The organism is Rhizobium sp. WYCCWR 11146 (assembly GCF_013591995.1).
GTDB classification, from domain to species: Bacteria; Pseudomonadota; Alphaproteobacteria; order Rhizobiales; family Rhizobiaceae; genus Rhizobium; species Rhizobium indicum.
The window spans coordinates 59410-84760 of the sequence record NZ_JACCEY010000024.1 but is presented as its reverse complement, the minus strand read 5'-3'; the positions used below and the strand labels follow the sequence as shown (position 1 = coordinate 84760).

General features: G+C 61.5%; 28 protein-coding genes, 1 pseudogene and 1 riboswitch. Of the genes and pseudogenes, 13 read left to right on the top strand and 16 right to left on the bottom strand.

What is annotated here, in order from left to right; translation table 11 throughout:
- Window positions 1-60: 60 nt before the first annotated feature.
- Window positions 61-1368 carry an extracellular solute-binding protein gene (locus tag HX899_RS20170; RefSeq protein WP_181293197.1) on the bottom strand — a complete coding sequence of 436 codons (1308 nt, stop codon included), beginning with the start codon at window positions 1366-1368 and terminating at the stop codon, window positions 61-63.
- A gap of 209 nt (window positions 1369-1577) precedes the next feature.
- Between HX899_RS20170 and HX899_RS20165 the strand changes: the two genes are divergently transcribed.
- Window positions 1578-2729, top strand: coding sequence for an ROK family transcriptional regulator (locus HX899_RS20165; RefSeq protein WP_181293196.1), 1152 nt, complete (start codon window positions 1578-1580; stop codon window positions 2727-2729).
- Between the two features lie 180 nt (window positions 2730-2909).
- Window positions 2910-3790: pseudogene (locus tag HX899_RS20160) on the top strand (transglutaminase domain-containing protein).
- A 58-nt stretch (window positions 3791-3848) separates the two neighbouring features.
- Here HX899_RS20160 and HX899_RS20155 read toward each other — a convergent pair.
- Window positions 3849-4631 carry a trans-aconitate 2-methyltransferase gene (locus tag HX899_RS20155; RefSeq protein ID WP_181293195.1) on the bottom strand — a complete coding sequence of 261 codons (783 nt, stop codon included), beginning with the start codon at window positions 4629-4631 and terminating at the stop codon, window positions 3849-3851.
- 223 nt (window positions 4632-4854) lie between these two features.
- On the opposite strand from HX899_RS20155, the gene HX899_RS20150 reads away from it, so the two are divergent.
- Window positions 4855-5877 (top strand): LLM class flavin-dependent oxidoreductase, encoded by a 1023-nt coding sequence (locus HX899_RS20150; RefSeq protein ID WP_180193834.1) that lies wholly within the window; start codon window positions 4855-4857, stop codon window positions 5875-5877.
- Window positions 5878-6004: 127 nt separating this feature from the next.
- Here HX899_RS20150 and HX899_RS20145 read toward each other — a convergent pair whose 3' ends face one another.
- The 3 genes from HX899_RS20145 to HX899_RS20135 all read right to left on the bottom strand — a co-directional run bounded on the left by HX899_RS20145 (window position 6005) and on the right by HX899_RS20135 (window position 8743).
- Window positions 6005-6454, bottom strand: a complete 450-nt coding sequence (locus HX899_RS20145; protein ID WP_181293194.1) for a potassium channel family protein — start codon at window positions 6452-6454, stop codon at window positions 6005-6007.
- Window positions 6451-7557, bottom strand: a complete 1107-nt coding sequence (locus tag HX899_RS20140) for an AI-2E family transporter (RefSeq protein WP_181293193.1) — start codon at window positions 7555-7557, stop codon at window positions 6451-6453. The genes HX899_RS20145 and HX899_RS20140 overlap by 4 nt, the downstream gene beginning before the upstream one ends.
- A 361-nt stretch (window positions 7558-7918) precedes the next feature.
- On the bottom strand, window positions 7919-8743 hold the full coding sequence (locus tag HX899_RS20135; RefSeq protein ID WP_138387254.1) for an AraC family transcriptional regulator: 825 nt from the start codon (window positions 8741-8743) through the stop codon (window positions 7919-7921).
- A 97-nt stretch (window positions 8744-8840) separates the two neighbouring features.
- Between HX899_RS20135 and HX899_RS20130 the strand changes: the two genes are divergently transcribed.
- Entirely contained in the window at window positions 8841-9764 is a 924-nt protein-coding gene (locus HX899_RS20130) for a phytanoyl-CoA dioxygenase family protein (RefSeq protein ID WP_181293192.1), read from the top strand.
- A 195-nt stretch (window positions 9765-9959) separates the two neighbouring features.
- On the top strand, window positions 9960-10865 hold the full coding sequence (locus tag HX899_RS20125) for a LysR family transcriptional regulator (protein ID WP_181293191.1): 906 nt from the start codon (window positions 9960-9962) through the stop codon (window positions 10863-10865).
- Here HX899_RS20125 and HX899_RS20120 read toward each other — a convergent pair.
- The 3 genes from HX899_RS20120 to HX899_RS20110 form a co-directional block, all read right to left on the bottom strand.
- Entirely contained in the window at window positions 10828-12102 is a 1275-nt protein-coding gene (locus HX899_RS20120) for an MFS transporter (RefSeq protein WP_138330641.1), read from the bottom strand. The two genes, HX899_RS20125 and HX899_RS20120, sit on opposite strands and share 38 nt — an antisense overlap.
- Window positions 12099-12749 (bottom strand): helix-turn-helix domain-containing protein, encoded by a 651-nt coding sequence (locus tag HX899_RS20115; RefSeq protein ID WP_181293190.1) that lies wholly within the window; start codon window positions 12747-12749, stop codon window positions 12099-12101. Before HX899_RS20115 ends, HX899_RS20120 begins: the two co-directional genes overlap by 4 nt.
- Before the next feature lie 84 nt (window positions 12750-12833).
- Window positions 12834-13940: an adenylate/guanylate cyclase domain-containing protein gene (locus HX899_RS20110; RefSeq protein WP_181293189.1), complete on the bottom strand. Its 1107-nt coding sequence runs from the start codon at window positions 13938-13940 to the stop codon at window positions 12834-12836.
- 215 nt (window positions 13941-14155) lie between these two features.
- On the opposite strand from HX899_RS20110, the gene HX899_RS20105 reads away from it, so the two are divergent.
- Entirely contained in the window at window positions 14156-14380 is a 225-nt protein-coding gene (locus HX899_RS20105; protein WP_003541104.1) for a hypothetical protein, read from the top strand.
- Window positions 14381-14489: 109 nt separating this feature from the next.
- On the opposite strand, the gene HX899_RS20100 is transcribed toward HX899_RS20105, so the two are convergent.
- Together HX899_RS20100 and HX899_RS20095 are read right to left on the bottom strand one after the other, a co-directional pair.
- The gene (locus HX899_RS20100) at window positions 14490-14798 is read right to left on the bottom strand and encodes a GCG_CRPN prefix-to-repeats domain-containing protein (protein ID WP_138330638.1); all 309 of its coding nucleotides are present in this window, start codon (window positions 14796-14798) and stop codon (window positions 14490-14492) included.
- Window positions 14799-14985: 187 nt separating this feature from the next.
- Window positions 14986-15432: an SRPBCC domain-containing protein gene (locus HX899_RS20095; protein WP_138387248.1), complete on the bottom strand. Its 447-nt coding sequence runs from the start codon at window positions 15430-15432 to the stop codon at window positions 14986-14988.
- Window positions 15433-15677: 245 nt separating this feature from the next.
- A riboswitch (FMN riboswitch) is annotated at window positions 15678-15820 on the top strand.
- A 78-nt stretch (window positions 15821-15898) separates the two neighbouring features.
- Here HX899_RS20095 and HX899_RS20090 point away from each other — a divergent pair.
- The 3 genes from HX899_RS20090 to HX899_RS20080 all read left to right on the top strand — a co-directional run bounded on the left by HX899_RS20090 (window position 15899) and on the right by HX899_RS20080 (window position 17466).
- On the top strand, window positions 15899-16333 hold the full coding sequence (locus tag HX899_RS20090) for a 6,7-dimethyl-8-ribityllumazine synthase (protein WP_181293188.1): 435 nt from the start codon (window positions 15899-15901) through the stop codon (window positions 16331-16333).
- Window positions 16334-16585: 252 nt separating this feature from the next.
- Complete coding sequence (locus tag HX899_RS20085; RefSeq protein ID WP_180193827.1) at window positions 16586-17275, top strand: VOC family protein; 690 nt, start codon at window positions 16586-16588, stop codon at window positions 17273-17275.
- A gap of 26 nt (window positions 17276-17301) precedes the next feature.
- Window positions 17302-17466, top strand: a complete 165-nt coding sequence (locus tag HX899_RS20080; RefSeq protein WP_173883624.1) for a hypothetical protein — start codon at window positions 17302-17304, stop codon at window positions 17464-17466.
- A gap of 71 nt (window positions 17467-17537) precedes the next feature.
- Here HX899_RS20080 and HX899_RS20075 read toward each other — a convergent pair whose 3' ends face one another.
- Together HX899_RS20075 and HX899_RS20070 are read right to left on the bottom strand one after the other, a co-directional pair.
- The gene (locus tag HX899_RS20075; RefSeq protein ID WP_138330635.1) at window positions 17538-18071 is read right to left on the bottom strand and encodes a cytochrome b; all 534 of its coding nucleotides are present in this window, start codon (window positions 18069-18071) and stop codon (window positions 17538-17540) included.
- Window positions 18052-18528, bottom strand: coding sequence for a MarR family winged helix-turn-helix transcriptional regulator (locus HX899_RS20070; RefSeq protein ID WP_181293187.1), 477 nt, complete (start codon window positions 18526-18528; stop codon window positions 18052-18054). The genes HX899_RS20075 and HX899_RS20070 overlap by 20 nt, the downstream gene beginning before the upstream one ends.
- Window positions 18529-18626: 98 nt before the next feature.
- Between HX899_RS20070 and HX899_RS20065 the strand changes: the two genes are divergently transcribed.
- Entirely contained in the window at window positions 18627-18986 is a 360-nt protein-coding gene (locus HX899_RS20065; RefSeq protein ID WP_407073933.1) for an antibiotic biosynthesis monooxygenase family protein, read from the top strand.
- 124 nt (window positions 18987-19110) lie between these two features.
- On the opposite strand, the gene HX899_RS20060 is transcribed toward HX899_RS20065, so the two are convergent.
- A complete protein-coding gene (locus HX899_RS20060) occupies window positions 19111-19995 on the bottom strand; it encodes a LysR family transcriptional regulator (protein WP_181293185.1) in 885 nt (294 codons plus the stop codon).
- A gap of 123 nt (window positions 19996-20118) precedes the next feature.
- Between HX899_RS20060 and ampC the strand changes: the two genes are divergently transcribed.
- Window positions 20119-21276, top strand: a complete 1158-nt coding sequence (ampC, locus tag HX899_RS20055; RefSeq protein WP_181293184.1) for a class C beta-lactamase — start codon at window positions 20119-20121, stop codon at window positions 21274-21276.
- 123 nt (window positions 21277-21399) lie between these two features.
- Here the strand turns inward: ampC and HX899_RS20050 are convergent, their stop codons facing one another.
- Together HX899_RS20050 and HX899_RS20045 are read right to left on the bottom strand one after the other, a co-directional pair.
- Entirely contained in the window at window positions 21400-22176 is a 777-nt protein-coding gene (locus HX899_RS20050) for a DUF1194 domain-containing protein (RefSeq protein WP_181293183.1), read from the bottom strand.
- A 113-nt stretch (window positions 22177-22289) separates the two neighbouring features.
- A complete protein-coding gene (locus HX899_RS20045; protein ID WP_181293182.1) occupies window positions 22290-23192 on the bottom strand; it encodes a LysR family transcriptional regulator in 903 nt (300 codons plus the stop codon).
- A gap of 194 nt (window positions 23193-23386) precedes the next feature.
- Between HX899_RS20045 and HX899_RS20040 the strand changes: the two genes are divergently transcribed.
- Both HX899_RS20040 and HX899_RS20035 read left to right on the top strand, forming a co-directional pair.
- Window positions 23387-24112 (top strand): SDR family NAD(P)-dependent oxidoreductase, encoded by a 726-nt coding sequence (locus tag HX899_RS20040; RefSeq protein ID WP_181293181.1) that lies wholly within the window; start codon window positions 23387-23389, stop codon window positions 24110-24112.
- Complete coding sequence (locus tag HX899_RS20035) at window positions 24106-24594, top strand: RidA family protein (protein ID WP_181293180.1); 489 nt, start codon at window positions 24106-24108, stop codon at window positions 24592-24594. The genes HX899_RS20040 and HX899_RS20035 overlap by 7 nt, the downstream gene beginning before the upstream one ends.
- 126 nt (window positions 24595-24720) lie before the next feature.
- Here the strand turns inward: HX899_RS20035 and HX899_RS20030 are convergent, their stop codons facing one another.
- Entirely contained in the window at window positions 24721-25260 is a 540-nt protein-coding gene (locus HX899_RS20030; protein WP_181293179.1) for a Pycsar system effector family protein, read from the bottom strand.
- Window positions 25261-25351: the final 91 nt, after the last annotated feature.

Sequence of the window (25351 nt, the reverse complement as noted above, 5' to 3'; positions counted from 1 at the left end):
AAGCCCTGCATTGGAAGACAGGCACGGCGCGCGGGACGCGCTCCGTGCCTGGCGGTTGGATCAGGGCAGCTTCACGCCCTTGTAGGTCTGCTCGAAGCGGCGCAGCAGCTCGTCGCCGCGTTTCTTGGAATTGTCGAGCGCCACCTGCATGGTCTCCTGGCCGGCAAAGGCCTTCTGGGTCTCTTCCATGAACACCTGGCGGAACTGCACATAGAAGCCGAGGCGAATGCCGCGGGTATCGGGCGTGCGCGGCTGGTTCATTGATTCGATGCCAACGGCGGCCGTCGCATATTTCGGCGCGTTCGCCTCGCCGCTTTTCGCGATCGCATCCATCACGTCGTTGGTGACGGGCACGTAGCCGGTGGCCGCGGTCATGAACATCTGCTGTTCGGGACGGCGAAGGAAATCGAGGAAGGCCTTGGCGCCTTCGACTTCAGCCTTGTCGCGGCCCTTCATGATGTAGATGGAGGCGCCGCCGACGAAGGTGTTATGGCGCTCGTAACCCTTGTACATCGGCGCCATGCCGACGGTGATCTCATACTTGCCTTCGAAGGCCTTGGCCGAGGCGGTATAGGAGCCCGAGGAGTTCTCGATCATGGCGCATTCGCCAGTGTTGAAGGCGGCGGTGTAATTGCCGGCCTTGGTGTCGCTCGCCAGCTTGACGAGGCCTTCCTTGCGCCATTCGATCAGGTTCTGCAGATGCTTGGCGACGAAGGTGGTGTTGAAGACATATTCGGCGTCGAGACCGTCATAGCCATTGTGCTCGGAAGCGATCGGCAGGCCGTGGCGGGCGGAGAACTGCTCGAACATCGACCAGGGTTCGCCATTGGTGACGTAAGGGCATTCATGGCCTGAAGCCTTCAGCTTGCGGGCGGTGTCGATGATCTCTTCCCAGGTCTCGGGCGTCTTGGTGATGCCGGCTTTCTCCAGCTCGGTCTTGTTGGTGTAGAACAGCAGCGTCGAGGAATTGTAGGGCTGGGCGAAAAGCTTGCCGGCGGAGGTTTCGTAATAGGCGCGGGCGCCGGCAATATAATTATCCCACTTGACGTCGGGCAGCACGTCCTGGACCGGAACGACGGCATCCGACAGCATCAGGTCGAGCGTGCCGGCGTCGAAGAACTGCATGAGGACGGGATGCTTGTTGGCGCGGAAGGCCGCAATCGCCTTCTGCATCGACACCTCATAGCTTCCCTGGCCGACGCAGGTGATGTGATGCTCGGATTGCGCGGCATTGAAAGCGGCGCACTGGTCCTGGATCGCCTTTTCGACGACGCCCGTATTGCCGTACCAGAATTCGATATTGGCGGCCTGCGCAGAACACGCGCCCGCCATCAGCGCGGCAGCTGCCGCCAGCATGGAAATCTTCATCTTGCCCTCGCCTGTTTTGATAGCCGGGTTCGAACCCGGCTTTGTGACGGCGCATTTATTACACATTGCGTGTAACAATTTAGTGACGAGTGCGTGACACTTGAAGCGAAGAGAGCCCTCTGATATAGGGCGAACGATCCCGATAACCGGAAGCGCTATTAAATTATTACTACACCTCTGTAGTAATTTTTAACGAGGGAGGTGTTGATATGGCCTACTTTCCGGAGACACTGATCGCGACGCGCTTCCTGCGCGAAGGCGGCGGCGTCGTCTCGCCGAACGAACGCGACCTGCTAAAGCTGATCTGGCGTCATCCCGGCCTTTCCCGATCGGAAGTCACCGCCCACACCGATCTCACCCAGCAATCCGTCTACCGCATCATCGACCAGTTGGAGGAACGTGGTATCGTCTCCTTCGGCTCGCCGAAACCCGGCACCGGCCGCGGCCAGCCGAGCCCGACACTCCGGCTCGACGGCCGCTACGCCTATTCCTGCGGCATCTCGGTCAATACCGACATCATCGGCATCTGCTTGATGGATATATCAGGCAATGTGCTCGCCGAAAGCAGCGTCACCTTGCGCGAACGCACCATGGCCCAGTCGCTCGATCTGGTTCGCGAGCAGCTGATCGAACACCAGAGGGTGAACAATCTTTCCGAAGAGGCCTTCTTCGGTATCGGCTTTGCCATTGCCGGCTTTCACATCAGTGGCACACGCTACAATGCGCCCCTCCCGCTGCATGAATGGTCGCTGATCGAGCTCGGCCCGCTGCTCACGGAATTTTTCGGCAAGCCCGCCTGGGTGCGCAATGGCGGCAAGACGGGAACCATCGCCGAATCCATGTTCGGCGTCGGTCGCTATATCAAGCACTTTGCCTATCTGAGCTTCAACTACGGCTTTGGCGGCGGCCTGATCAGCGACGGCGAACTGCTGCTGGGCGGCATCGGCAATGCCGGCGAATTCTCGGGGATGTACGACGCCGAGGAGAGCAAACGCCGGCCGGCCTTGCAGTGGCTGATCGAAAAACTCAACCGCAACGGCGTCGACGTTCCCTCGATCAGCTATATGCGCAAGCATTTCGACCCGAAATGGCCAGGTGTCGCGGAATGGGTGGACGAGGTCACGCCCGCCTATAGCCGCCTGATCAATGCGATCTGGGCCGTTTTCGATCCGCAGGCAATCGTCTTCGGCGGCCAGGTTCCCACCGCTCTGGCACAGATGCTGATCGACCGGACCGAGAATTTCGATCGGCCACGCTACGGCGTGCAGCGCCCGCGTCCGAAGCTGATCATCTCCGAGATCTCAAGCGACGCCTCGGCCATGGGCGCGGCAATCACCCCGTTCAAGTCGGCCTATTATTGATTTCGGGCGCTTCGACGGCTCCGCCGAGCCAGAAACTGACTCCCGCTCAGCCGCTTACGGCTATTCCCTCTCCTTCCGCTTGAAGCTGCGCGATAAGGACCTCCCGTGCTTCGCTCGCGGGCCTCACGCATGGCCCGCGGGACCTTGCTCCGTTGGTCTGGTTTTATCATACTGCCCGGCATGAGCGGATATGAGAGCCCTGTCGATTTCTACACGCGCCCCGGCCAGATGACATCGGCCGGGCCGCATGCCCCCGCCCTTGCAGCGCTCAAGGGCGTCGAAACCGTTGCTGCGGCTGTGCAAGGCGCAGTGCTGCATGAGGCCTGGGCTCCGCGCTACAATCAACGGCTCACCCCGGCGCGAAGGGTGCAGTCACACACGAGGCCGGCGCGAGAAATACTTGATACGATCATGGAGATCGATCCCGCCCCGCTCGACATCCCGCGCCCACCGGAGAAGCGCAGCATCGGCGTGTGCCGCCATTTCACCGTGCTCGCCTGCGCGGCACTCAAGGCCCAGGGCGTCCCGGCACTGCCCGCTGCGGCTTCGGCATGTATTTCGAGGCCGGCAAGGGCATCGATCACTGGATCGCCGAATATTGGGACGGAGAGCGCTGGGTCTCTGCGGACTTCCAGATCGACGATCTCCAGCGCGCCGCCTTGAAACTCGATTTTGATCCCCTCGACCAACCACCGGGCAAATTCCTCAGCGCCGGCGAAACCTGGCAGCGCTGCCGTGCCGGCACCGCCGACCCCGGCAAATTCGGTATCTTCGACGAGTCCGGTTTCTGGTTCATTGCCATGAACCTCGTGCGCGACTTCGCCGCCCTCAACAACATGGAGATGCTTCCCTGGGACAATTGGGGAGCGATGCCGCAGCCCGAGGAAGAAATATCTCCGGATGGCTTGGCGCGCTTCGATCGTCTCGCCGCGCTGACGATCGACGCAGACCAACGCTTCGGCGAGCTGCAGGCCCTCTATCAGGACGATGCCGGACTGCGCGTGCCGGCGCAGGTCTTCAACGGCGTGCGGCAGCAGATGGAGAATGTTGGCGGCGGGTGATCTTGAGATGGCTGAGATCGCCGCTTGTTCCCTTTGGTTCCCCTCTTCTCGTGTCTTGTCAGATCAGCTTGATTTCGCCCCAGACAATCCTGGTGCGTACGACAAAGCTCAACCGATCATCATTCGAATAGGCGCGTAGCAATTCAGAGAGTTCCGTGTCGAAGATAGCGATACGATCGCCAAGTTTCGAAGGTGCGAAGGTGTCGCGCGAATGCTGGCAGGAGACGAAATCCTCGACGCTCTGCTCGAAGGGATGCTCCGATATGAAGTCCTCGCTGCCATGCAGGTCAAGATAGCTCTGGTAGCTTCGCATGCCCTCGGACCATCTGCTGTGATCGAAAGGCTGGCCGGTCACCTCAGGAACCCACTTCCCCAGAAATGAATGCCAATCCGATAGCCACGCAGGCTCGAACGGGTCGTCGCCGGAAACCACCGCCATAACGTGACCTGGCGCGGCACTCGCCAGAAGATGCGGAAACAGCCTGGCATGATCCATCCAGTGAATACTGGCTGCTGCGACCGTCAGATCGAAGCGCTGGCCATCGGTCGGGAAATTCTCGGCGAAACTGTCTATCCAGCGGATATTCTCAGCGCCGCCACCCGGCAGCGATCTGCCCAGCACAATCATATGCGCGGAGGGATCGACCGCTGTGACACTCGCAAACGAACCTGACAGCGGGCGGGAGATTTTTCCCGGTCCGCAACCGATATCCAGCAGATGCTCCGCCCGCGGAGCTATCGCCAGAAGCTTTCGAAAGACGGCATCGGGATAAGGCGGACGATACCGGTAATTTGCGACGACGTCGATTTCCTCGAATGAGGAGCCCCTGCGCTGGTCCATCAAAACTCCATGCTCACGCCGCAGCCGGCGGAGGCTGTAACACGCGTTTATGTCAGGGGTTTAGCGCGGCCGTAACAATCTCTCTGTCGGTTATAGCGGCGGATGGCAGGCCAATGCCGCAGAAGTGATACGCCGAACTCATCCGGTTCCGATTGTCTTTCGGGCCGAAATTGTGCGATGACCCATCGACCCCAGACACAACGGATCAAGGTGCGGCATCGGTATGAAGAAGATCGGTTTCCTCTCGTTCGGGCACTGGACGCCCTCGCCCCAATCGCAGACGCGCTCCGCCGGCGATGCGCTGCTGCAGTCGATCGAGCTTGCGGTGGCGGCCGAGGAGCTCGGGGCTGACGGGGCGTATTTTCGCGTGCATCATTTCGCCCGACAGCTGGCCGCACCCTTCCCGCTGCTATCCGCCGTCGGTGCCCGAACCAACCGGATCGAGATCGGCACCGCCGTCATCGACATGCGCTACGAGAACCCGCTTTATATGGCCGAGGATGCCGGTGCGGCCGACCTCATCGCCGGCGGCCGCCTGCAGCTCGGCATCAGCCGCGGTTCGCCCGAACAGGTGATCGATGGCTGGCGCCATTTCGGCTACGCCCCGCCCGAAGGCCAGAGCGAGGCCGACATGGCTCGCCACCATGCCGAAGTCTTCCTGGAGGTGCTGCGCGGCGAAGGATTTGCCAAGCCGAACCCACGGCCGATGTTTCCCAATCCGCCCGGCCTCTTGCGCCTCGAGCCGCATTCCGAGGGCCTGCGCGAGCGGATATGGTGGGGCGCGAGCTCGAATGCCACCGCCGTCTGGGCGGCCAAGCTCGGCATGAACCTGCAGAGTTCAACGTTGAAGGACGATGAGACGGGCGAGCCCTTCCACGTCCAGCAGGCCGACCAGATCCGGGCATACCGCGCGGCCTGGAAAGAAGCCAGCCACACGCGCCAGCCGCGCATCTCGGTCAGCCGCAGCATTTTTGCCCTCGTCGACGACCGCGACCGCGCCTATTTCGGCTACGGCAACGACGGTGAGGACAAGATCGGCTTCATCGATGAGAAGACCCGCGCAATCTTCGGTCGCAGCTATGCCGCCGAACCCGATGCCCTGATCAAGCAGCTCGCCGAAGACGAGGCGATCGCCGAGGCCGACACGCTGCTGCTCACCGTCCCCAACCAGCTCGGCGTCGAATACAACGCCCATGTCATCGAAGCGATCCTGACCCACGTCGCGCCTGCGATGGGTTGGCGCTAATGTCCCGGGCAAGCCGTCTTCGTCGGCAAAGCTCCAGCACTCTAAAGCGCGTCGCGACGCGCTTTAGATCTTCGTTTATATGCATGTCGTTGTCCCAATACCGCTGCACACTTTTAGGCGACATGCATTAGGGCTCATGCGCCGTTCGGTATGCCGCGGCCAATTTCCCCGTGGCGTGCTGGATAGCCGAGAAAAACAGGGCCGTTGTGATCCCGAACATCATGAGCCCATTGGCTGCCTGCAGCGGCCCAAGCAGCCGGATACGGCCGTCAAGCACCACATCGCCATAACCAAGCGACGTGAAGGTGACGCCGGAAAAATACATGGCCGTCTCGAAGTCCTCGAAGGCGCCGAGCGCACGATATAAAAGCGCCCAGAAAACGACCTGGAAGATATTGCCCAGCATGAGCACGATCATCAGAACCGAGAATTGCAGGAAGATCCTTCGCCAGGGCTTTCGGCCCATCGGTTGCGTGCGCGCGCGAGCAAAATAACGCGCGGCCAGCACTGAAGCCAGTGCCTGCAGTGCGAGGCATATCGACATCGCAAGCAAGCCGAGGCTAATAACTGTAATCATGGGGCCGGACCTTCGATCCGGGGTCCGTCCTCGGCCGGGCGCTGATGCAGCCATTCCATCAGCAACACGAAGCCGACGGCCAGCAGCACGGGGCCAACAAATATACCGAGAAGGCCGTCGGCTATCATCCCTCCGATGACACCGACCAAAATGACCGGCATTGGCACGTCCGATCCACGGCCGAGCATCAAGGGTTTGAGCAAATTGTCGCTCAGCCCGGCGATCAAGGACCATATGGCGAAGATGATTCCCGGTGTTGTTGCCTCCGTGGCAAAGACATAGGCCATGACGGGCAGCGTCAGCAGCAGCGGCGGTATCTGCACGACTGCCAAGAGAAACGTGACGAGCGTTAGAGCGGCGGCCGCCGGAACACCAATCGCAAAGAAGCCAATGCCAACGAGCATCGACTGGATCACTGCCACGCCGACCACGCCGACCGCCACTCCCCGGATCGTTGTGGCAGTCAGATGGATGAGCCGGGCACCCCGCGCCTTACTGTTGGTGACGAGCTCCAGCAGACTGAGGGCAAAGGCCGCAGCACCCTTGGCATAGGCGACAAGCACGGCGGCGATCGCGATGGAAAGAACGAAGGATAGGCCACCGGCGGCGAGGCCTCCGGCGAAAGATGCGAGCCAGGCGGCAGGTTTGCTCAGCATCTGACCGTATTGACGGAGCGCCGAGGGCAGGTTGGCGGCAGTGAGCGACCAGCCCTCCGAGAGCTTCACCCCGACCACCGGCAGGTCGGCAAGCCACGTGGGAGGCGGCGGAATTGTCAGGCTGTGGTTCTGCAAGCCGGAAACAAGCGAATAAATGGAAGATCCAAGCGATGTGACGACGACGAACATCGGCACCAGCACGACGGCAACGCCGACCATCCCGATGAGAAATGCCGACCAGCGATTGCCGATCCGGCCGGACAGGCGCAGATGCAAGGGATGAAGCATGACCGCCAGGATCACCGACCAAAGCAGAATGCCCATGAAGGGCAACATGACCCTGGCACAGACATAGACCAGAAGGGCGACAAGTCCCAATTGAACCGCAGCATGGACGATGGACGGTCTCGACGGCGCAAGATCGGCGTTCGATGCGCTGGACGTCATTTTCCCCTCCCCGCCCGGAGCTTCGCGAATGAGCGAAGCCGGATTCATGCATTGGACAACGAAACCACCCGGTATCGGACCTGCAATTGGTGGTGCGGCGAAATTTCCCCTACGCGATGAAAGATCGTCTCTAACGCCCCATTATCATACATGACTTCGTGAACACGGGATACGCCAGCCAAGCGTCTGGGGCAGCCGCCATCTTCGCGCTGGTCGACGACCGCGACCGCGCCCATTTCGGCACGGCAACGACGAGGGTGACAAGATCGGCTTCATCGACGAGAAAACTCATCGAAGCGAGCCTGACCCACATCGCCCCGGCGCTCGGCTGGCGCTGCACCCCGGCCACGGTTGTCGGCTCTCAAACCCGCGGATATCTCGCACGGAATTCGCGAGGGCTGCAGCCCTCACGTTCGTGAAAGACCCGCGAAAAATAAAACGGGTCATCCAGGCCGATCATGGCGGCCACCGTTTCGATCTTTTCGTCGGTGGTTGCCAGTAGTTGTTTGGCATGGTCCATGCGCACCCGAAGCTGAAATGCCTTGGGAGGCAGTCCGGTTTCGAGCGTGAACCGCCTGCGCAGCGTGGCCGGAGACATGCCGTGCTCGGCGGCAAAGGCTGCGAGGTCCAACGGTTGCATCGCCCGCCGCCGTAGCGTTTCCACGATGTCGGCCATATCTAGCCTTTCCTGGCGTCGATCAGCCGCGCCGCTTGCCTGTCTGGCGGCTGATATGACGATGCGATGCAGCATCAATGCCGCCGACGCCTGCCCGAGGTTGGTGTCGTCAAGCAGATCGGCATGAAGCTTGCCGAAGAGCCGCACCACCTCGTCGAGATGATGCAGGGCCACAACGGGATGTCGCTCCGCGATGATCCTCAGCCTCACGAAATCCCGCGTGAACGACCCTTCGAAAAGCGCCCAGCGCTCGTCCCAGCCGCCTTCGTCGGGGCCATAGGAATGCACGCGGTTGGGAAACAGCCAGAACAGTGCAGGTCCGGTCAGGCTCATGCGGCCGGTGGCGGCGGTATCTAGCCAACCCTGTCCCCGCTCCACCAGGACGACGGCGAAACTCGGTAGTTTCCGGTCCGTCACCGCACGGCGGGCATGCTGCCTGCCGCTGCCGGTGACTGCCAGTCCGCCGGCCGCACCGAGCGGCGTTCTATAGATGGCCTCGGCGTCTCTCATGGTGAGCGAAAAGTCCAGCTATAAATTTTCTCTATGTCGGTTGGCATGCCGGATCAGGTAATTGATGACAAGTCAACTCAAACGACGGAGGAGTGAAATGTCAATTGCTGCGGAGGTCATGCAAGCTCGCAAGATGGAATTTCCTCTTGCCGCAAATGGCAGAAGCTTGCCCGCGGAGCGGATCGGTTGGCTCGCGCCGACCGATCCCGGCATCGGCATCGACGCCATCCGCCGCCGCTACCAGGACGATGGCTATGTCTGGCTGAAAGGCCTTCTGCCGCGGGCCGATGTGATCGATTTCCGCCGCTGGGTCTTCGAACGCCTCGCCGAAACCGGGCTGGTCGAGCCTGGAAGCGATTTTTCGCTGGGCTTGGCGTCTGCCGGTGGCTTCGACAAAAGCCTGGCGGACAGGCGCCTGATGTCGCTCGTCCGCTCCGCCGCCTATGAAGGCTTCTGCGCGCAACCGCCACTCGCCCGCTTCATGGACGATTTCCTGCAGGGTATCTCCTATCTCCACAAGCGCAAGATCATGCGTTTCGTCCAGCCGGGATCGCCGACGGCCACACCCGCCCACTACGATCTCGTCTATCTCCGTGGCGGCACCAGCCGCCTGGTAACGGCCTGGATTCCGATCGGCGATATCCCCGCCGAGATGGGTGGCCTGGTCTACCTCGAAGGTTCGCACGCCCTGGGCGTCAAGATGGAAGCCGAGTTCAAGGCCACAAGCGGCGATCTTTCTGCGGAAGAGCGGGTCAGCGCCTATAACCACCACATGGCCGAAGGCGGCTGGATCTCGAAGGATCTGCCCGATATGGCGGCGCGCTTCGACACCCGCTGGCTCGCCGCTGATTACGAGGCCGGCGACGTGGTGCTTCACTCGCCCTACATGATCCACGCCTCGACCACCAACCAGGACCGCAGCCGGCGGCTGCGCCTCTCCACCGACATAAGATATCAGAATGTCGACGACGAGATCGACGTCCGATGGAACAACCATTGGAGTCTCGGCGATATGCTGTAGTCCGGCTTTCCAGGGCCCATCTTCAACCTGCGATCCGGTGCGATGGCTGCTATAGCAGGTTGATTGGCGAAGGGACGTCTACATAGAAGCGAAGCGTGGGGACCTTACTGCCGCGATGGGCGTTGATGGTCCGAACCTTGAACGATCCCATGACTGACCGACTTATGGCTGTAGCCGAACCGCTCGAGTTGCCTGATGCCGCGTACCAACCTGAACGATATTCTGATCTTCATGGCCGTCGTCGATGCCGGAAGCTTTATCGCCGGCGGCCAGGCCATGGGCCTGTCGCGTTCGGCGGCAGGCAAGGCTGTCATCCGCCTTGAAGACCGGCTCGGCGCGCGCCTGCTCAACCGCACGACGAGGACGTTGAGCCTGACCGACGAAGGCCGGATGTTCTACGAGCGCGGGCTGCAGATTCTGGCATCGGTCGACGAGGCGGAGGCGAGCGTTGCTGGGCAGAACAGCACGCCGCGAGGCGTTCTCCGGCTTGCCGTTCCCGATGCTTTCGGGCGGCTCGTCGTGCTGCCTTTGCTTGAAAAATATCTTCGGGCCTGGCCCGACATCCAGGTCGAAGTGAGCTTCACTGATCGCCTGGCCGACATTGTCGAGGAAGGCTTCGATCTGGCGATCCGGATCGGCGCGACGGCGACGGTGTCGGACACCCGCCTGGTCTCGCGCGTGATCGCCACCTACAAGGCGCGCCTCTGCGCCTCACCGTCCTACCTTGCCGAGCGCGGCGAGCCCCGCGATATCGACGATCTCGCGGTCCATGACTGCTTGATCTTCGCCGGCCGCAATCAAAGGCAGGGCTGGCGCTTTCGCGGGAAAGGCGGTTCCTGGATCAAGGCGCAAGGCCGCAGCCGCCTGAGGCTCGACAGCGGCGAGGCGATACGCGACGCCGCCCTGGCGGGGTTGGGCATCGCGCTGCTACCCGATTTTCTCGTCACCGACGATCTCGCTGCCGGCCGCCTTCGGCAGATCCTGGCCGACCTCGAAACCGACGACGCAAAGATCGTCACGCTCTATCCCGACAAGCGCCTGCTGGAACCCCGTGTCCGCCGCTTCATCGACCTGATGGTTGAGGAGCTTGGCCACGGCTAGAGCTGGACGCTTCAGGCGAGGCCCTGTCAAACCCGCGAAAGCTCTTCAGCGCAAGCGGCGCAAGCGTTGCCGCGAGATAGGCAATCCCCATCAGGAACAGCGCCGCAGCAAGGCCGAGCCCGCTGATCAGCGCGCCGCCGGCGAGGCCGCCGAAGGGGATGAGGGCGAAGCAGAGGGCTGTGTTCAATGCGGTGACGCGGCCAGTCAGCGGCTTGGGGATGCGCTCGAAGATGACCGCCGACAGGATCGGGTTGAGGAAGCCCGACGCGAATCCTGCGATGGCGAGCGTCGCAAAGACGAGGCCGATGGGCGCGTCCAGCGCCGGAACGAGAAAGCGCGGAAAGCCGGTCAGGAGGAAGGCCACCGTATAGACCATCAGTCGCGGCATGCGCTCGCCGATCGCCGCGGCAATCGCCGCGCCTGCGATCGAGGCGCCGGCGAAGGCGGCGAACATCGCACCGAGCAGCTCCGGGCCATGGCCGGCATCCCGTGTCCAGACCGGCAGCAGCACGGCATGATAGGCCTGGTCGAAGAGATTGGTGACCGCCACCATAGCGACGATGCTGACGAGCACGGCATCGCCGCGCAGAAAGCGCCAGCCTTCGCGTAGATCCTCGAGATAGGACGCCCGTTCGACCGGTCGAGTTTCGGGCGCAGGCGCGCGTCGCGTCCCGGGTATGCCCGCGGCAACGATCAGCGCAGCGGCGGCGAAGGTGGCGGCATTGACGAGCAGCGCCTGGCCCGGGCCGATCAGCCCGATCAAAGCGCCGGCGCCGGCCGCGCCCGCCGTCGAGGCCAGCCGCTCGATGGCGCTCGCAACGCCGGTCACTCGTTCGAGCGGTACATTGGCGAGTGTGGCGATATCGGGAACCATCGCCTGCTTGGCCGCATCGGAGGGGCCGCGCAGCACGCCCATGGCAAAGACGAGCGGCAGCAGCACCGGCATGCCAAGCATGCCGAAGAGATCGAGAAGCGGCACCAGAGCGACCACGAGCACCGAAGCCGTGTCGCAGATGATGGCGATGCTCTTGGCGCCGGCGCGGTCGATCAGCGGTCCGCCGAGCGCCTTGGCGATGACATAGGGCAGCATCTCCATCATTGCCGTCAGGCCTGTCAGCACCGGGCTGCCAGTCGTGCTCAGCACCAGCCAGGGAATAGCGATGGTCGAAAGCCGCGTGCCGGAGAGCGAGAATGTCTCGGCAGCCGCGAGCGCCAGGAACGGCCCGCCCCGTCTCACGGCTTATCCTCCCCTTCGCGATGCGGAACGCGGCCCGGATAGGGAAAGGCGTGCAACATAACATAGAAGGGAACCATGCCGGATTCCTGCGACGCCGCCTCCCCGAGCGGCGGGGCCGCCCGCATCGCCTCCAGGATGATGTCGCTCAGCCGTTTCGTCAGGGCCTCGGCCTGTGCCGCCGTCATCGGGATTATGATGTCGTCGGCAGCCGTCGCCTTGCGCCATTCAGCCGGCAGCTCAGCATATTCCTCCAGCGCCTGCTGCATCTGGCCGACCTGCAGCGAGAGTGCAGCCTGGTTGAAGGCGATGTCGAGATCGAGCGCTTCACCCTCGGCCTCGCTTGCCGGCACCGAGGTGAGCTCGTGGCTGGCGCGCCACCAGCGGTCGCGCCGTGAAGCATGCGGCGCTTCCTCGATGAAACCGTATTGGGCAAGCTGGCGGAGGTGATAGCTGGTCGCGCCGCTGTTTAAGCCCAGCCGCACTGCCAGCTGCGTCGCCGTGGCAGGCCCATCGATCCTGAGCATGCCGAGCATGCTCAGCCGGACAGGATGCGTCAGCGCTTTCAGCGCGGTCGGATCGGGCACGACCCGGCTGAGGGTGCGGGGTGCGGTGACTAAGTGGGCAGGCTGCGGGCGCGGATTTTTCATGCCGGCAGCCTACTATTGCAAACATATCTTTGCAAAGATTTCTTTGCGTAAACGAAGGCCGCTCACGGCACCCAGCCTTGCGGCTCAATTCTCCGGCAAGGTGAAGACCGCGCAAGGCTGGGCAATGCCTCGCAACCTGTGCTCTCCGAGCGGCATCAGGGCCGTCGCCGTATTCGCTGCAACCGCGCCCGAGATCAGCACGCTTCGGCCGAGCGGTTTGCAGAGCCCTTCCAGCCGGCTGACGAGATTGACGGCGGGGCCGATGGCGGTAAAGTCCAGCCGGTCGGCTGCGCCGATATTGCCCCACAGGATCTCGCCGAAATGCAGCGCCGCGCCGAAGGGCAGCGGCGCCAGCCCCTGCGACTGGCGTATCTGGTCGAGATGGACCATGCCGGCACGGCTGGCAGCAACCGCCCTGAGGGCTGCCTCGCAGGCTTCTCGGTCTCCGTGGCTTATCCTTCCCGCGTCGTCGGAAGCGCCCGTGACCGGAAAGATCGCCAGCACGCCGTCGCCCATGAATTTCAGCACCTCGCCGCTGAAGGCCTGCACCGCGCCTGCGATGCGGTCGAACCATGCGTTGAGCGTCGCGATCATCGCGTGCGGCTCCGTCACCTCCGAAAGCGCGGTGAAATCGCGCAGATCTGCGCAGAGAAGAGCAGCGCGTATGGTCTCGCCGGTGCCGCGGGCAAGCTCGCCGGCCTGCACCCGGGCGGCACTACGGCGGCCGAGATAGGCTTCGAGCAGGGCTGCCCGCGCCTCCCGCGCCGCCAGCGCTGCGAGCGGTGCAGCGGCAAAACGCGCAACCTCGCGCAGCCGGTCGGCTTCGACCGGAGCGAATGCGCCGCCCCCTGCCCCGTTGTCGATACCCGCCCAGCCGAGCATGGGACTATCCTGCGAAGGCCCTATTGGCTCCTCCCATACCGGCCCGAGCGCGGTCAGCCAGTCGCGCCCGGCCTCGCTCTGCGGAGCCGCGGCAAAGGCCAGCGCCTCGATGACAGCACCGGTCTCGGCCCGCCACAGCCAGGTGCGCCGCGCAATGATCGGATGCGGCACCGAAAGCGTCAGCGTGCCGCCGGAAAGCGGCAGTCCGTCGGCCAGCAGCCGGCGCCCGAGTTCGGCCAGAAACCGTTCGGGACCAGGCGAGGCTCCAGCCTCGTCAACCAGCCAGGCAAGGGGAGATGGCAGATCCATCGCTTAACATCGCACGCCCACGTGGACGTCCGCAAGGACATCCCCGGAGTGATCGCGAGGACGTTTCCAGCGACTCAGCCTGTCGCCCGCAAAGGCCGTCCGCATCCCTGTCGAAAACCATTCACCGCGGTGGAAAACGAAAAATAAACACTTTAAACTTGCACGGCTTTGATTCCATTATAAGGTCGGTCGTCATCGTGTGATTGAGGGGTGCGATGGGTACGATTTTCTGGCCGAAAGATCCGCTGGATGGGAATGACATGACGCTGCTGACGTCGATCCTTCGGCGATGGTGCGAAAGATATCAGGTCGAGCTGACGGCAGAGGAGAGCAGCCGCAAGGCGAAGGAACTCGTCGAATGGTTCGAATTCGGCGTCAAGGATCCCGTCGAACTCGAGGAGCTGATCGACGACAAGTACTGGCTCGTCAGCAGGATCTGACCGTATCGAACAAATCGGGAGGACGCTGCCGGTCAGCGTCGGCGAACCTGTCTCATCAGAAAAGGCCGGGCGAAAATCGCTCCGGCCTTCGTCCATCTAAGCGAGACCCTTAGTCATCATCCCGCCAACGGCGGTCGCGATCCCAACGCCGCTCATGGCGCCAGCGCGGGCCATCCCAATGCCGGTGACGCCGTTCCCAGCCCCCTCGCGGCGGGCCACCGTAAAAAGCGACCGGCGGCGGGCGGCGCCAGTTTCGCCGGCATTCGCCCCAGCGCGTCAGATGCCAGCCGCGACCGCACGCGTAGTCGACCGTTGTGATATTGCTCTGGACATTGATTGTCCCCATCGGCATCGCCTGCGCTGTGCCGAACGAGAGGCTGCCAGCGAGCAAGGCAGCCGCGATAGAAAGTGCCTTCATCGAGAACTCCATTTCAATCCAGCCGTCCACAGCTTATGACCGCCAAATTGAACTGGAGATGAACTGCGCGTTCATGTTTGCGGGAGAAAAAGAAGCGCTTCCGCACGGCCGGTCTGAGCGCTCGCCGACCGCTGTTGTCGCAACGCCAAGCGCCTTCAGAGACGCCCCCGCCGCCCGCAAGAATTGTTCATGTCCTGCCGTAAAAAGGGTCGGGACCCGGATCACCCCCGGCAGCAACCTCGGTCAGCCGTCCGAGATAATGTGCCCAGCCCTCCGCATGGCCGGCGCATTGCTCGGCGCTCGGCAGGCCGCTATGGGTGAGCCGCAGCAGCGTTCCGCCTCCCTGCTCGATCAGATCGATCTCGACCAGGCTCGACCCCGGCGGCACCACCTCGCTGCCGTCCCAGCCGAAGCTGTAGGCAAGGCGATGAACCGGCACCACCTCACGAAACGAGCCGCGTGCAAAGCGGGCACCGGTAACGTTGACGAGATAGAGCCCGCCGGGCTGCGGCTCGACCTGCGCCTCCGTTCCCATCCAGCGCAGGATCTTTTCCGGGTCGGTCATCAACGCGAACACCGCGGCCGGCGGCGCCGCGATATGCGCCTCGCGGCGGACGACGAAGGGGTCTTGCATCTCTCTCTCCCATAGTTGCCACGGCCCTGCCCGCCTCCGGTGGAGCGGCGCATCCTGTCCTGCCGTGCTATTCTGACGTGAATGTCCTCAATGGGAGCATGTAGGCGCGAGCCCATCCTCCGCAAGTGGCTTGCCCGTCGCGATCGACGAACAAGCGAAATCGCCGCGTCGGGAGCCCTGATCCAGCTCCCGCCGCGAATGCATTTCGACCTATTGCCAGCCCGTCACCTTCCCCCTATTGTTCGCGCCGTTCTCAGGGCGGGGTGAAAGTCCCTACCGGCGGTATGCAATTTTGATTGCGAGCCCGCGAGCGCCTTCTCAGGAAGGGTCAGCAGATCAGGTGAGATGCCTGAGCCGACGGTCATAGTCCGGATGAAAGAGAACGTGCGTTCCTGCCGCCCTTGCGGCTGTCGGGAACGTTCGTGATCGCCTTGGGTGATGTGTCTGTTCGCCAAAGGAGATTACCGTGACACCCACCCGCTACGCCTTCGTCAAAGCCAGCTGGCACGCCGACATCGTCGACCGCGCCCTTGAGGGCTTCTACCAGCTCGTTCCGCCCGAGCAGGTCGACGTGTTCGATGTTCCCGGCGCATTCGAAATGCCGCTGCTTTCCCGCGATCTTGCCGCAACTGGGCGCTACGGCGCCGTCATTGCCGCGGCCTTCGTCGTCGACGGCGGAATTTACCGCCACGAATTCGTCGCCCAGGCCGTCGTCGATGGGCTGATGCGCGCCGGCATGGATACCGGTGTGCCGGTACTGTCGGTTTCGCTGACGCCGCATCAGTATCAGGAAACCGAGCACCATAAGCAGATCTACCGCTCACATTTCGTCGAGAAAGGGCGCGAGGCAGCAAAGGCGGCACTGACGATCGGCAAAACCCGCGCCGCTCTCGCTGCGTGAAAGCGGCTCGACGAGCAGAACAACAACAGCCGATGAAGACGGCGGGCCAATCCCGCCGTCGACCACTCAGATCGACATGACCTTGCCAACCCCCGCGGATCGGGAGCGGCGCGCCTAGCGTCGCCGCGGAATCCGCCAATACCGGTCAAATCAGACAGAATAATTGATTCGACGGCCTCACCGCGCCGTGGTCAACTTCGGTCGTCACGCGTCAGCAATTCTCAAGGCATCCAAAACCCCAAGGAGCTTAAGATGAGCAATGCACTGCGCAGCGAAACCCCCATGCAGACCCCGAAAACACATCCCGTCGACACCAAGCTCGAGGTCGTCGTCATCCCTGTTTCCGATGTCGACCGCGCCAAGCGCTTTTACGACGGCCTGGGTTGGCGGCTCGACGCCGACTTCGCCAATGATGCCGATTTTCGGGTGATCCAATTTACGCCGCCGGGCTCCGGCTGCGCGATCATCTTCGGCAAGAACGTCACGGCCGCCGCCCCCGGTTCCGCCCAGGGGCTCTATCTTATCGTCTCCGACATCGAGGCCGCCCGCCGCGATCTCATCGCCCGCGGCGTCGAGGTCAGCGAAGTGTTCCATGACGCGGCCGGCGTCTATGCCGGCAAGGACGAACCCTATCTGTTCGGGCGGCTCCGCATTGCCGGCCGCGATCCCGATCACCGCAGCTACCGTTCTTTCGCCTCCTTCAAGGATCCCGATGGCAACGGCTGGCTGTTCCAGGAAGTCACCACGCGCCTGCCAGGACGCATCGACGCCGACGGGACGACATTCACCAACTCAACCGATCTCGCGTCAGCCATGCGCCGTGCGGCGACCGCGCACGGTGAACACGAGAAGCGAAACGGCGGCAAACACGACGAGAACTGGCCGGACTGGTACGCCGAATACATGGTCAGCGAACAGGCCGGCAAGCAGCTGCCCTTATAGGCAAGGGCGGCGGCATCACGCAGACGGTGACATTTGAGAAGCGTCTCGGCGGCAACGGCGCGGCGCTTCATCGCGCCTTCTTGGTGCACAGCGGTCACCATACCGTCGAGCCGGTCCCGCTGATCGTCGATCGTCGAATTGGGCGTGGCACTGGCCAGCTCGTTGCCGGCGTGGCGATCTGCGTCTCCTGAGTCAGGCCCGAACGCGGCCGCCTGACAGATCTTCGAGAAGCCAAACATTTGACATCGAACGCGGCGGGATCTCAGCCGCCATACCACATCCGCCGCAGCAGGTGATCGCCGCGGACAAACTGGTGATAGAGCGCGGCACCGGCATGGAAGACCAGCAGGCCGACAAGCAGGAAGGCGCCGAACCCATGCGGGCCACGCGGCGGATAGGCGGTGAAATCAGGCAGCGTGGCGCCGGCTGCCTCGAAGATGGCGGGAGCAGCGCCACTGAGGATCATCATCCCGATGCCGCTGGCGACCATGCCGAGAATGAAAATGTAGAAGGCGACGTGAACAAAGCCCGCAAGGCGCTCCTGCCAGCGAGGCGATGCCGGCACCGGCGCAGGCTTACGATCGAAACGCCACCACCAGACAATGCGAAGAGCCGTTAGAAGCAGGACGACGATCGCCATCGGAATGTGGAAACGCAACAGCCCGGCCTTGGTCGCGGCGTCCATGGCGTTGGCAGCCCGGAAGCCGGAGCCGAGCAGTGCCAGGATCAGAACCGCACTCAGCCAGTGGATCGAGACCGCTATTGCGCCATAGCGATCAGGCCTGCTCTTCAACATCTCCATGTCCTTCCAGTTTGTTGCGCAGCGCCTTCATGACGGCATGCGTGGTTTTGAGATCCTCGACCTGAAGCCCTTCCGAGAGCATGTCGACCCACGGGGCCTGCAGGCGCATGGCGATTTCATATGCCTGGTTTCCCTTGTCCGTCAGCACGACGAGTTGTGCCCGTCGGTGGTGCGGGTTGGGTTGGAACGCCAGAAGCCCCTCCTTCTCCAGATCGTTGACGATACGCTGAACGTTCTGGCGGTTGGCGCCCATGTCGCGCGCCAGCCACGCGACCGGCTGCGGCCGGCCTGCCGTGGCGACGGTGCCGAGGACATGCCAGCGGGCGCTGGTCAGGCCGAGCCCGTCGACGAGCTTGTCGCCCGCGTTGATCATCCGGTTGTTGAGCCGGAAGAGATCCAGAATGAGGTCGGTCAAAGCTGTTCCGGCCGGGGTGCGTTGGGGTTCGTGCATTTGTCACCATATAGCTATATTGACATCATAGTGTCAAATTGAATATGTATCCGTATCACCAGATTGACATCATGTAACCAAATCAGATGGAGTCGCTCATGCGCCCGATGGACCCCGCCTTCCCGATCGATCGCCAAATCGCGATCGATGCCTCCGCGATCGTCCTCATCAACCTTTTCACGCTCGACAAGGCCGACGAGCAGGCCTTCCTTGATGCCTGGCAGGCCGATGCGGCCTTCATGAAACGGCAGCCTGGCTTCGTCTCGACCCAGATGCATCGCGCCATCGGCGAAAGTCCTGCTTATCTCAATTATGCCGTCTGGGAATCGACCGCCGACTTCCGGGCCGCATTCTCGCATCCGGAGTTTCGGGCGAAGCTCTCGGACTATCCGTCCTCGGCGGTCGCCTCCCCGCATCTCTTCCAGAAGGTCGCCGTGCCAGGCATCTGTGTGGCGTAAGCAAAGCGGCGGTGGTGGAGCATGTCGGAGGAGCTCCCTTGACCAACGGGCTGAAGGGCACGAGCCTCGACGGCCAAGTCCTTGAGCGTCGGGATGATCTCGGCCTCCGGCTCGCCGGAAGCCGTCATTGCGATGCGGGAGACATCTGCGACGTTATCCAATCGGAAAATGCGAGCATGGCCGCTGTTGGCGGCCTCGATTGCAGTCGGGTTAGCCAGTAGCTCCCCAACGATATGGTTGTAGGAAAAGGTTGCCTTATAGCCCCCGAGGATAGATGTCTGGAAAACATCGACGGCGGCGCCAGAGCGATCCCCAGTCCTTGCAGGGCCGCCTCCATCATGGCGAGGGAAGAGTCGAAGACGATACCTGCGTTTATCTGCGCCGCCGGAGGAATGTTCGCTGCCGCAAACCAGGTGCTCCATTCGTCCGCCCTGTAGCTCCGCAAAAGCGTCGCCTCGACCAGGTCTGCAGGCGACCTCAAACGCTCGGCCAATTTGGGCGTGCACAGAGGAGAGAGCGGAGCGTCGAACAGACGTAGCGCCTCTGTGCCGTGCCAGGAGCCGCTGCCGAAGCGAATGGCAAAGTCCAGTCCCTCGGCCGCCATATCGACGCGATTATTGTTTGTCGAAACGCGCACATCGATGAACGGGTGCTGCTGTTGAAAATCCGAAAGCCTTGGCAATAACCAGCCGACGGCAAACGTCCCGACCACACCCAGGAACAGCAATTCCCGAACCTGCCCGGCTTCAATCCGGTCCAGTGTGATCGCCATCTGATCGAAGGAATTGGTCAAGGTCGGCAAAAGAGCTTCGCCTTCAGCGGTGATTTTCAAGCCTCTTGGGAGACGCTGAAAAAGGGCAGCCCCCAATCGTTTCTCCAGGCTTTTGACCTGTTGGCTTACAGCGGCCTGGGTAACGCAAAGCTCGATCGCGGCCCGGGTGAAGCTGAGATGTCTTGCCGATGCTTCGAAGGCCCTCAAGCCATTTAAAGGGAGGAATTGCCGAACCATCTTAGCCCTAGATTTTCTTGGATCTCCTCCGAGATATCATCGTTTGCTGCCGTAAAACAGTGCCCTTAAATGCCGTCCTCATGCGCCTTTGCGCTGATGAAGCTGCTTTTAGAGGATGAAGAAATGAAGCGTGATTGGATAGGAATTCTATCGGCCGCATTGGTCTCGACATGCATTTCCACAAATGGCTTTGCGGCTGACGAGCTGAAACTAAAAGCCATCTCGGACGCCGCGATAAAACCAATCATGGATAAATACGGCATTCCGGGCATTGCCGTTGCCATCACCGCTGACGGACAGAACCACATCTTCAACTACGGCGTCGAGTCGAAGGACACTGACAGGCCCGTCACCCCGGCGACCATGTTCGAACTGGGATCGATCAGCAAAACGTTGACAGTCACCCTCACCTCCTACGCGGACGTGACCGGCCGACTTTCGCTGTCGGACAAGGCAAGCAAATATCTTCCGTCGATGAAAGGAAAGCCGTTCGGCGATGTCGTTCTGATGGATTTGGGCACCCATACGGCTGGTGGATTTCCGCTGCAATTTCCCGACGAAGTAAAAACCGAAAAGCAGCTGATGGAGTATCTCGCAACCTGGAAACCATCATTTGCCGCCGGAACGCACCGAACATACGCCAATCCAAGCATCGGCGCGCTCGGATATATAACGGCAAAAAGCATGGGCAAAGACTTCGCAGCTCTTATGGAAGACCAATTGTTTCCCTCCCTTGGATTCAAAAGCACGTTTATTGATATGCCGAAATCGCGGATGGTCGACTATGCCCAAGGCTACAAGCGAAGCGGTGAGCCGGCTCGGATGACACCTGCCATTCTTTCGTCCGAGGCCTATGGAGTGAAATCCACAGCAAGCGACATGATCCGGTTCATCGACGCGAACATGGGTCTGGTCGAGCTGGACGATAAGCTGCAGCAGGCGATCACGAATACGCACAAGGGATACTTCGATGTCGGCGCGATGACCCAAGACCTTATTTGGGAACAGTATTCCTATCCCGCGACATTGACGACGTTGATTGACAACAATTCCAGCGCGATGCTCAAGACCATTCCCGTCAAGCAACTGATGCCCGCAATGAAACCGCGTGACGATGTGTGGATCAATAAAACCGGTTCCACGAATGGTTTCGGCGCATATGTCGCGTTCATCCCGAAAGAGCGAGTTGGTATCGTCATTCTGGCCAACAAAAACTATCCCAACGAGGATCGCGTCTCTGCCGCCTACCAGATACTGACCGATATAACTTCGGCGCGCTGACCCGGTAGAGCATGATGCCGAAGAGTGTGCGCGGTTTTCGGACGACATCATGCTCTAACTATGTAATTCAGGACAGGATTGAGATTTTAGGCCGACCCGGCCTAAAATCATCCTGTTCTGGCATCAACGGTCGAAGATGTCCCGCCATTGCTTCTCACCGATCAGGCAGTCGGCACCCGTCTCGGCGCCGGCTGTTTTCTGCATCGTCGCCGGCGGGGAAATGCCGCTGATCTCCAGCACCAGCTTGCGGCGCACGGCAACGGCAAAATCTTCGATTTTGCGGACCGGCAGCACGAAGGCGCCGGGACCGCCGATCACGCAATCCGCATAATATTTATCGAGCCCGCTGGGTGCATCGGAGGGCCGCAGCATGATGGCGAGGCCATTGATGATCATGCCGGCTTCCACCGCCCTGTCGCGGGCGGGCGTCACGGGATTGCCGGAATTGTTCGGGCCGTCGCCGGAAACGTCGATCACCTCGCGCCGGCCCCGAAAGGGGCTGGCGATGATCATGCTGGTGCCCTGGGCGATAGCGGTGGAGATCGATGTGCGCCGCTGCGTGGCAATCGGCCTGGCTTCGAGTTTATCTGCAAAAGCAATCGCATCCTCTTCCGTCTCGATCACCTGCCAGTCGATGACGGAATCCTGGACGACATAGCCTGCCCATTCGAAATAGCTGATGGCAATGCGGCCGGTCAGCCCGCCCTTGACCGCGTCGATGAATTCCTTGTGCTTGAGCGCTTCGACATAACCCTCGCGCTGGATGCCGATCTCCTCGAAGTCCATCGACCGCGAGGTGTCGACGGCAAGCACGAGGGCCACATCGACCTCGCTTCCACCCGCCTGCGCGATGGGGACGAGGCCGGAAAGACCCATAAGCACCGCAAGTGTCGTCAGCATTGGCAATCCAATCCCTGCGCCATCCAAGCCAGCGAACTCTAACACAGCTTGGCCGAGGGAGGATGCTCGCCCACGCGCACGGCTTCAATTTTCGGTGATGGAATCGGAAGCCTTCAATGCAAGGGAAGCCACAAGGGGGTCTTCCATGCTTTCAGCGCCTCGAGAAAGACCTGCAATCGGGAGGGCAGGAAGCGGCGCGTGGGATAGACGGCGTGCACGAAAATTTCCTCGGACGACCAGTCCGGCAGCAGGCGGACGAGTTCGCCTCTTCTGATCTGTTCGTCGCAATAAGTCGAAGGCAGCAGGCCGATGCCATGTCCGCGATAGGTGAAGGCGCTCACCGCGTCGAAATCCCGGCTCGATACCGACCCCGACACATGCAGGCGAACCGATTTGCGACGGCTCACGAGATGCCATTCCGCCTCGCCGTTGCGGCCGTTCAAGAGCACGCACTGATGGTCCTTCAGGTCTTCCGGCTTTGAGGGAGGCGCCCTGCCCTTCAGATAGTCCGGCGCGGCAACCAGATAACGCACGCTCTTGCCGAGCCGCTGCGCGACGATGGAGGAATCCTTAAGTTCGCCGAAGCGGATGCCGAGATCGATATTCTCAGCGATCAGATCGAGAAACAGGTTGGTGACGAAGAGATCGACCTGGATATCGGGATAGGTCTTCAGGAAGGATGAGATGAATTCGTAGAACACCTCCTGCCCGAAGATGACAGGCACCGAGATCTTCAGCAGACCTTCCGGTTTTCTCTGTGTCTCGGTGAGCGCCTGCTCGGCGTCAAGGAGATGGGCGAGCGGTTCGCTGCACCTGTTGTAAAAGGCCCGGCCCTGCGCGGTCAGGCTCAGCTTGCGGGTCGTCCGCTGCATAAGCGTCACGCCGAGCTGCTCCTCCAGCGACGTCACCTTCCGGCTGACGGTCGATACCGGCATGCCGAGGGAATGGGCAGCGCGGCTGAAGCTGCCGTACTGCGCCACCTTTACGAAAACGGCGATGTCGTTCAGATCGGCCATGCACTAATTTTTGCATGGATGCAAAAGAGAATCCAGATATTTCCATCTAATCGGGTAATGGAGTTTTCGCCATATTCACCTTGCGAAAACAACCACAACCCGATGGAGGCGCATTCGCAGCAGCCCCATCTCGAGCGACCCCGCCTTTGCAGCCGCAAGGCCCGCGTTGCCCGAACCAGATTATGGAGATCAGCATGACTACGAGAAAAACAGTCATCGTCACGGGCGCCTCCCAGGGTATCGGAGCCGGCCTCGTCAATGCCTTCGTCGAGCGCGGCTATAATGTCGTCGCCACCTCGCGCCAGGTCAGTACCTCAGAGGCTTTTGAGGCCTCGGACAGGCTGGCGCTCGTCGATGGCGACATCGGCGATGCCGAAACCGCAGCGCGGGTGGCAAGGACCGCAATCGATCGCTTCGGCTCGATCGACGCGCTCGTCAACAATGCCGGCATTTTTCTAGCCAAGCCGTTCGTCGAGTTCACGATGGCCGACTTCCAGAAATTGTCCTCGACCAATCTCGAAGGCTTCATCCACCTGACCCAACAGGTCGTCAGGCAGATGCTCGCGCAGAAAACGGGCGGCAGCGTCGTCAGTATCACCACCCCATTGACCGATCATCCGATCGCCGGCTTCTCCGCCTCAGTCTCGATGATGACAAAGGGCGGCATCAACGCCATCTCCAAGAACCTGGCGATGGAATATGCGAACGAGGCAATTCGCTTCAATATCGTCGCTCCCGGTGTAGTGGACACGCCTTTGCACAAGGACAACCCGAAGGACTTCCTGAAGACGTTGTCGCCGATGGCAGGCATTTCCAACGTCGAGGAGATCGCCGATGCCGTCGTCTTCCTCACCGAAGCGCCGCGCGTAACCGGGGAGGTGCTGCACGTCGACGGCGGCGCACATCTAGGCAAATGGTAGACCATACGAAAGCTGAGGCAGCCGGCGCGGAACGTCGGCTGCAGGAACTCGGCATCACGCTTCCTCCGCCGCCGACGCCCTTCGGGGCCTATGTCGAAGCGACAAGGACCGGCAATCTGGTCTTTTTCAGCGGAATGCTGCCCGTCGTCGGCCATGAGCCCCGCTATATCGGCCGCGTCGGCGGTGCCTTGACGGCCGAAGACGGCAGGAAGGCCGCCGAAACGGCAACGCTGAGCGCGCTCGCGGCCGCCAGCGATTATCTAGGCTCGCTGGACAGCGTCGTCAGGGTCGTCAAGCTCGGCGTCTACATCGCCACCGAAGGCGATTTCCGCGACCATCCGAAGGTCGCGGACGGAGCATCCGAAATGCTGCTTGCGGTCTTCGGCGAGGAAAAGCTTTCTGGCCGCGTCGTGCTCGGCGTCGCTAGCCTGCCTTTAGGTGTGCCGATCGAACTTGAACTTGTCCTCGAAGTCGAGGGTTAAAACGACGGGCGCGCCAACGGCGCGCCCGCAGCTCCCAGACCTATATTATCCTCTTCATTCTTGCACTCGCCAGCGACGAACGCCTTGAGCGGCAAGCGACAGGCAAATGAGGGTGTTAACAACCCGTCACACCGCCACCAACAGCAGCACATAGGCGATCACACTCACCATCAACCCGCGGAATGCGAAGGTGACGCAGCGGTATTTGCTGCGGGCGATGGCGGAGAGGATGTTGGCATTTTCGACATATTGGTCGAAGAGATAGCGCTCGTCGCGCCGCAGTGCCGCCTCGAAGAACAGGTCGCGGTGGTTCAGCCAGGCGCCCCAGAACAGCGAGGTTGATGTGTCGAGACGGCGCGGCAGCACGACGAGGATTGCCGACAGGATGGAAAAGACCGAAGCGGCGGCAAGCAGGCCCGAAAACAGCATGCTCCCAGGTGCCCCGCTCGCGTAGCGCGCCGGGCTGAAGACTGCCCTCACCTCGCTGGAACTCACCAGGAAGGCCAGCATGAAAGTAAAGATATAGGCAGCCTTCTGATCGGAAATCTTGATCTGATCGTAGAATATGTCGTTGATTTTCTTGATATGGTCGAAATACCCGGCGCCGATATCACCTGTCGACGGTTCGCTTGGCATAAGTTCAGTTGCACTTTCGAATTCGCTCACGTGAATACTCCACCACTAAAGTGTATCCCTGATAGTACACTTTGGAACGAAAGCAAGAACACGTGTGCAACGCGCTTGACTTTTCCACTCT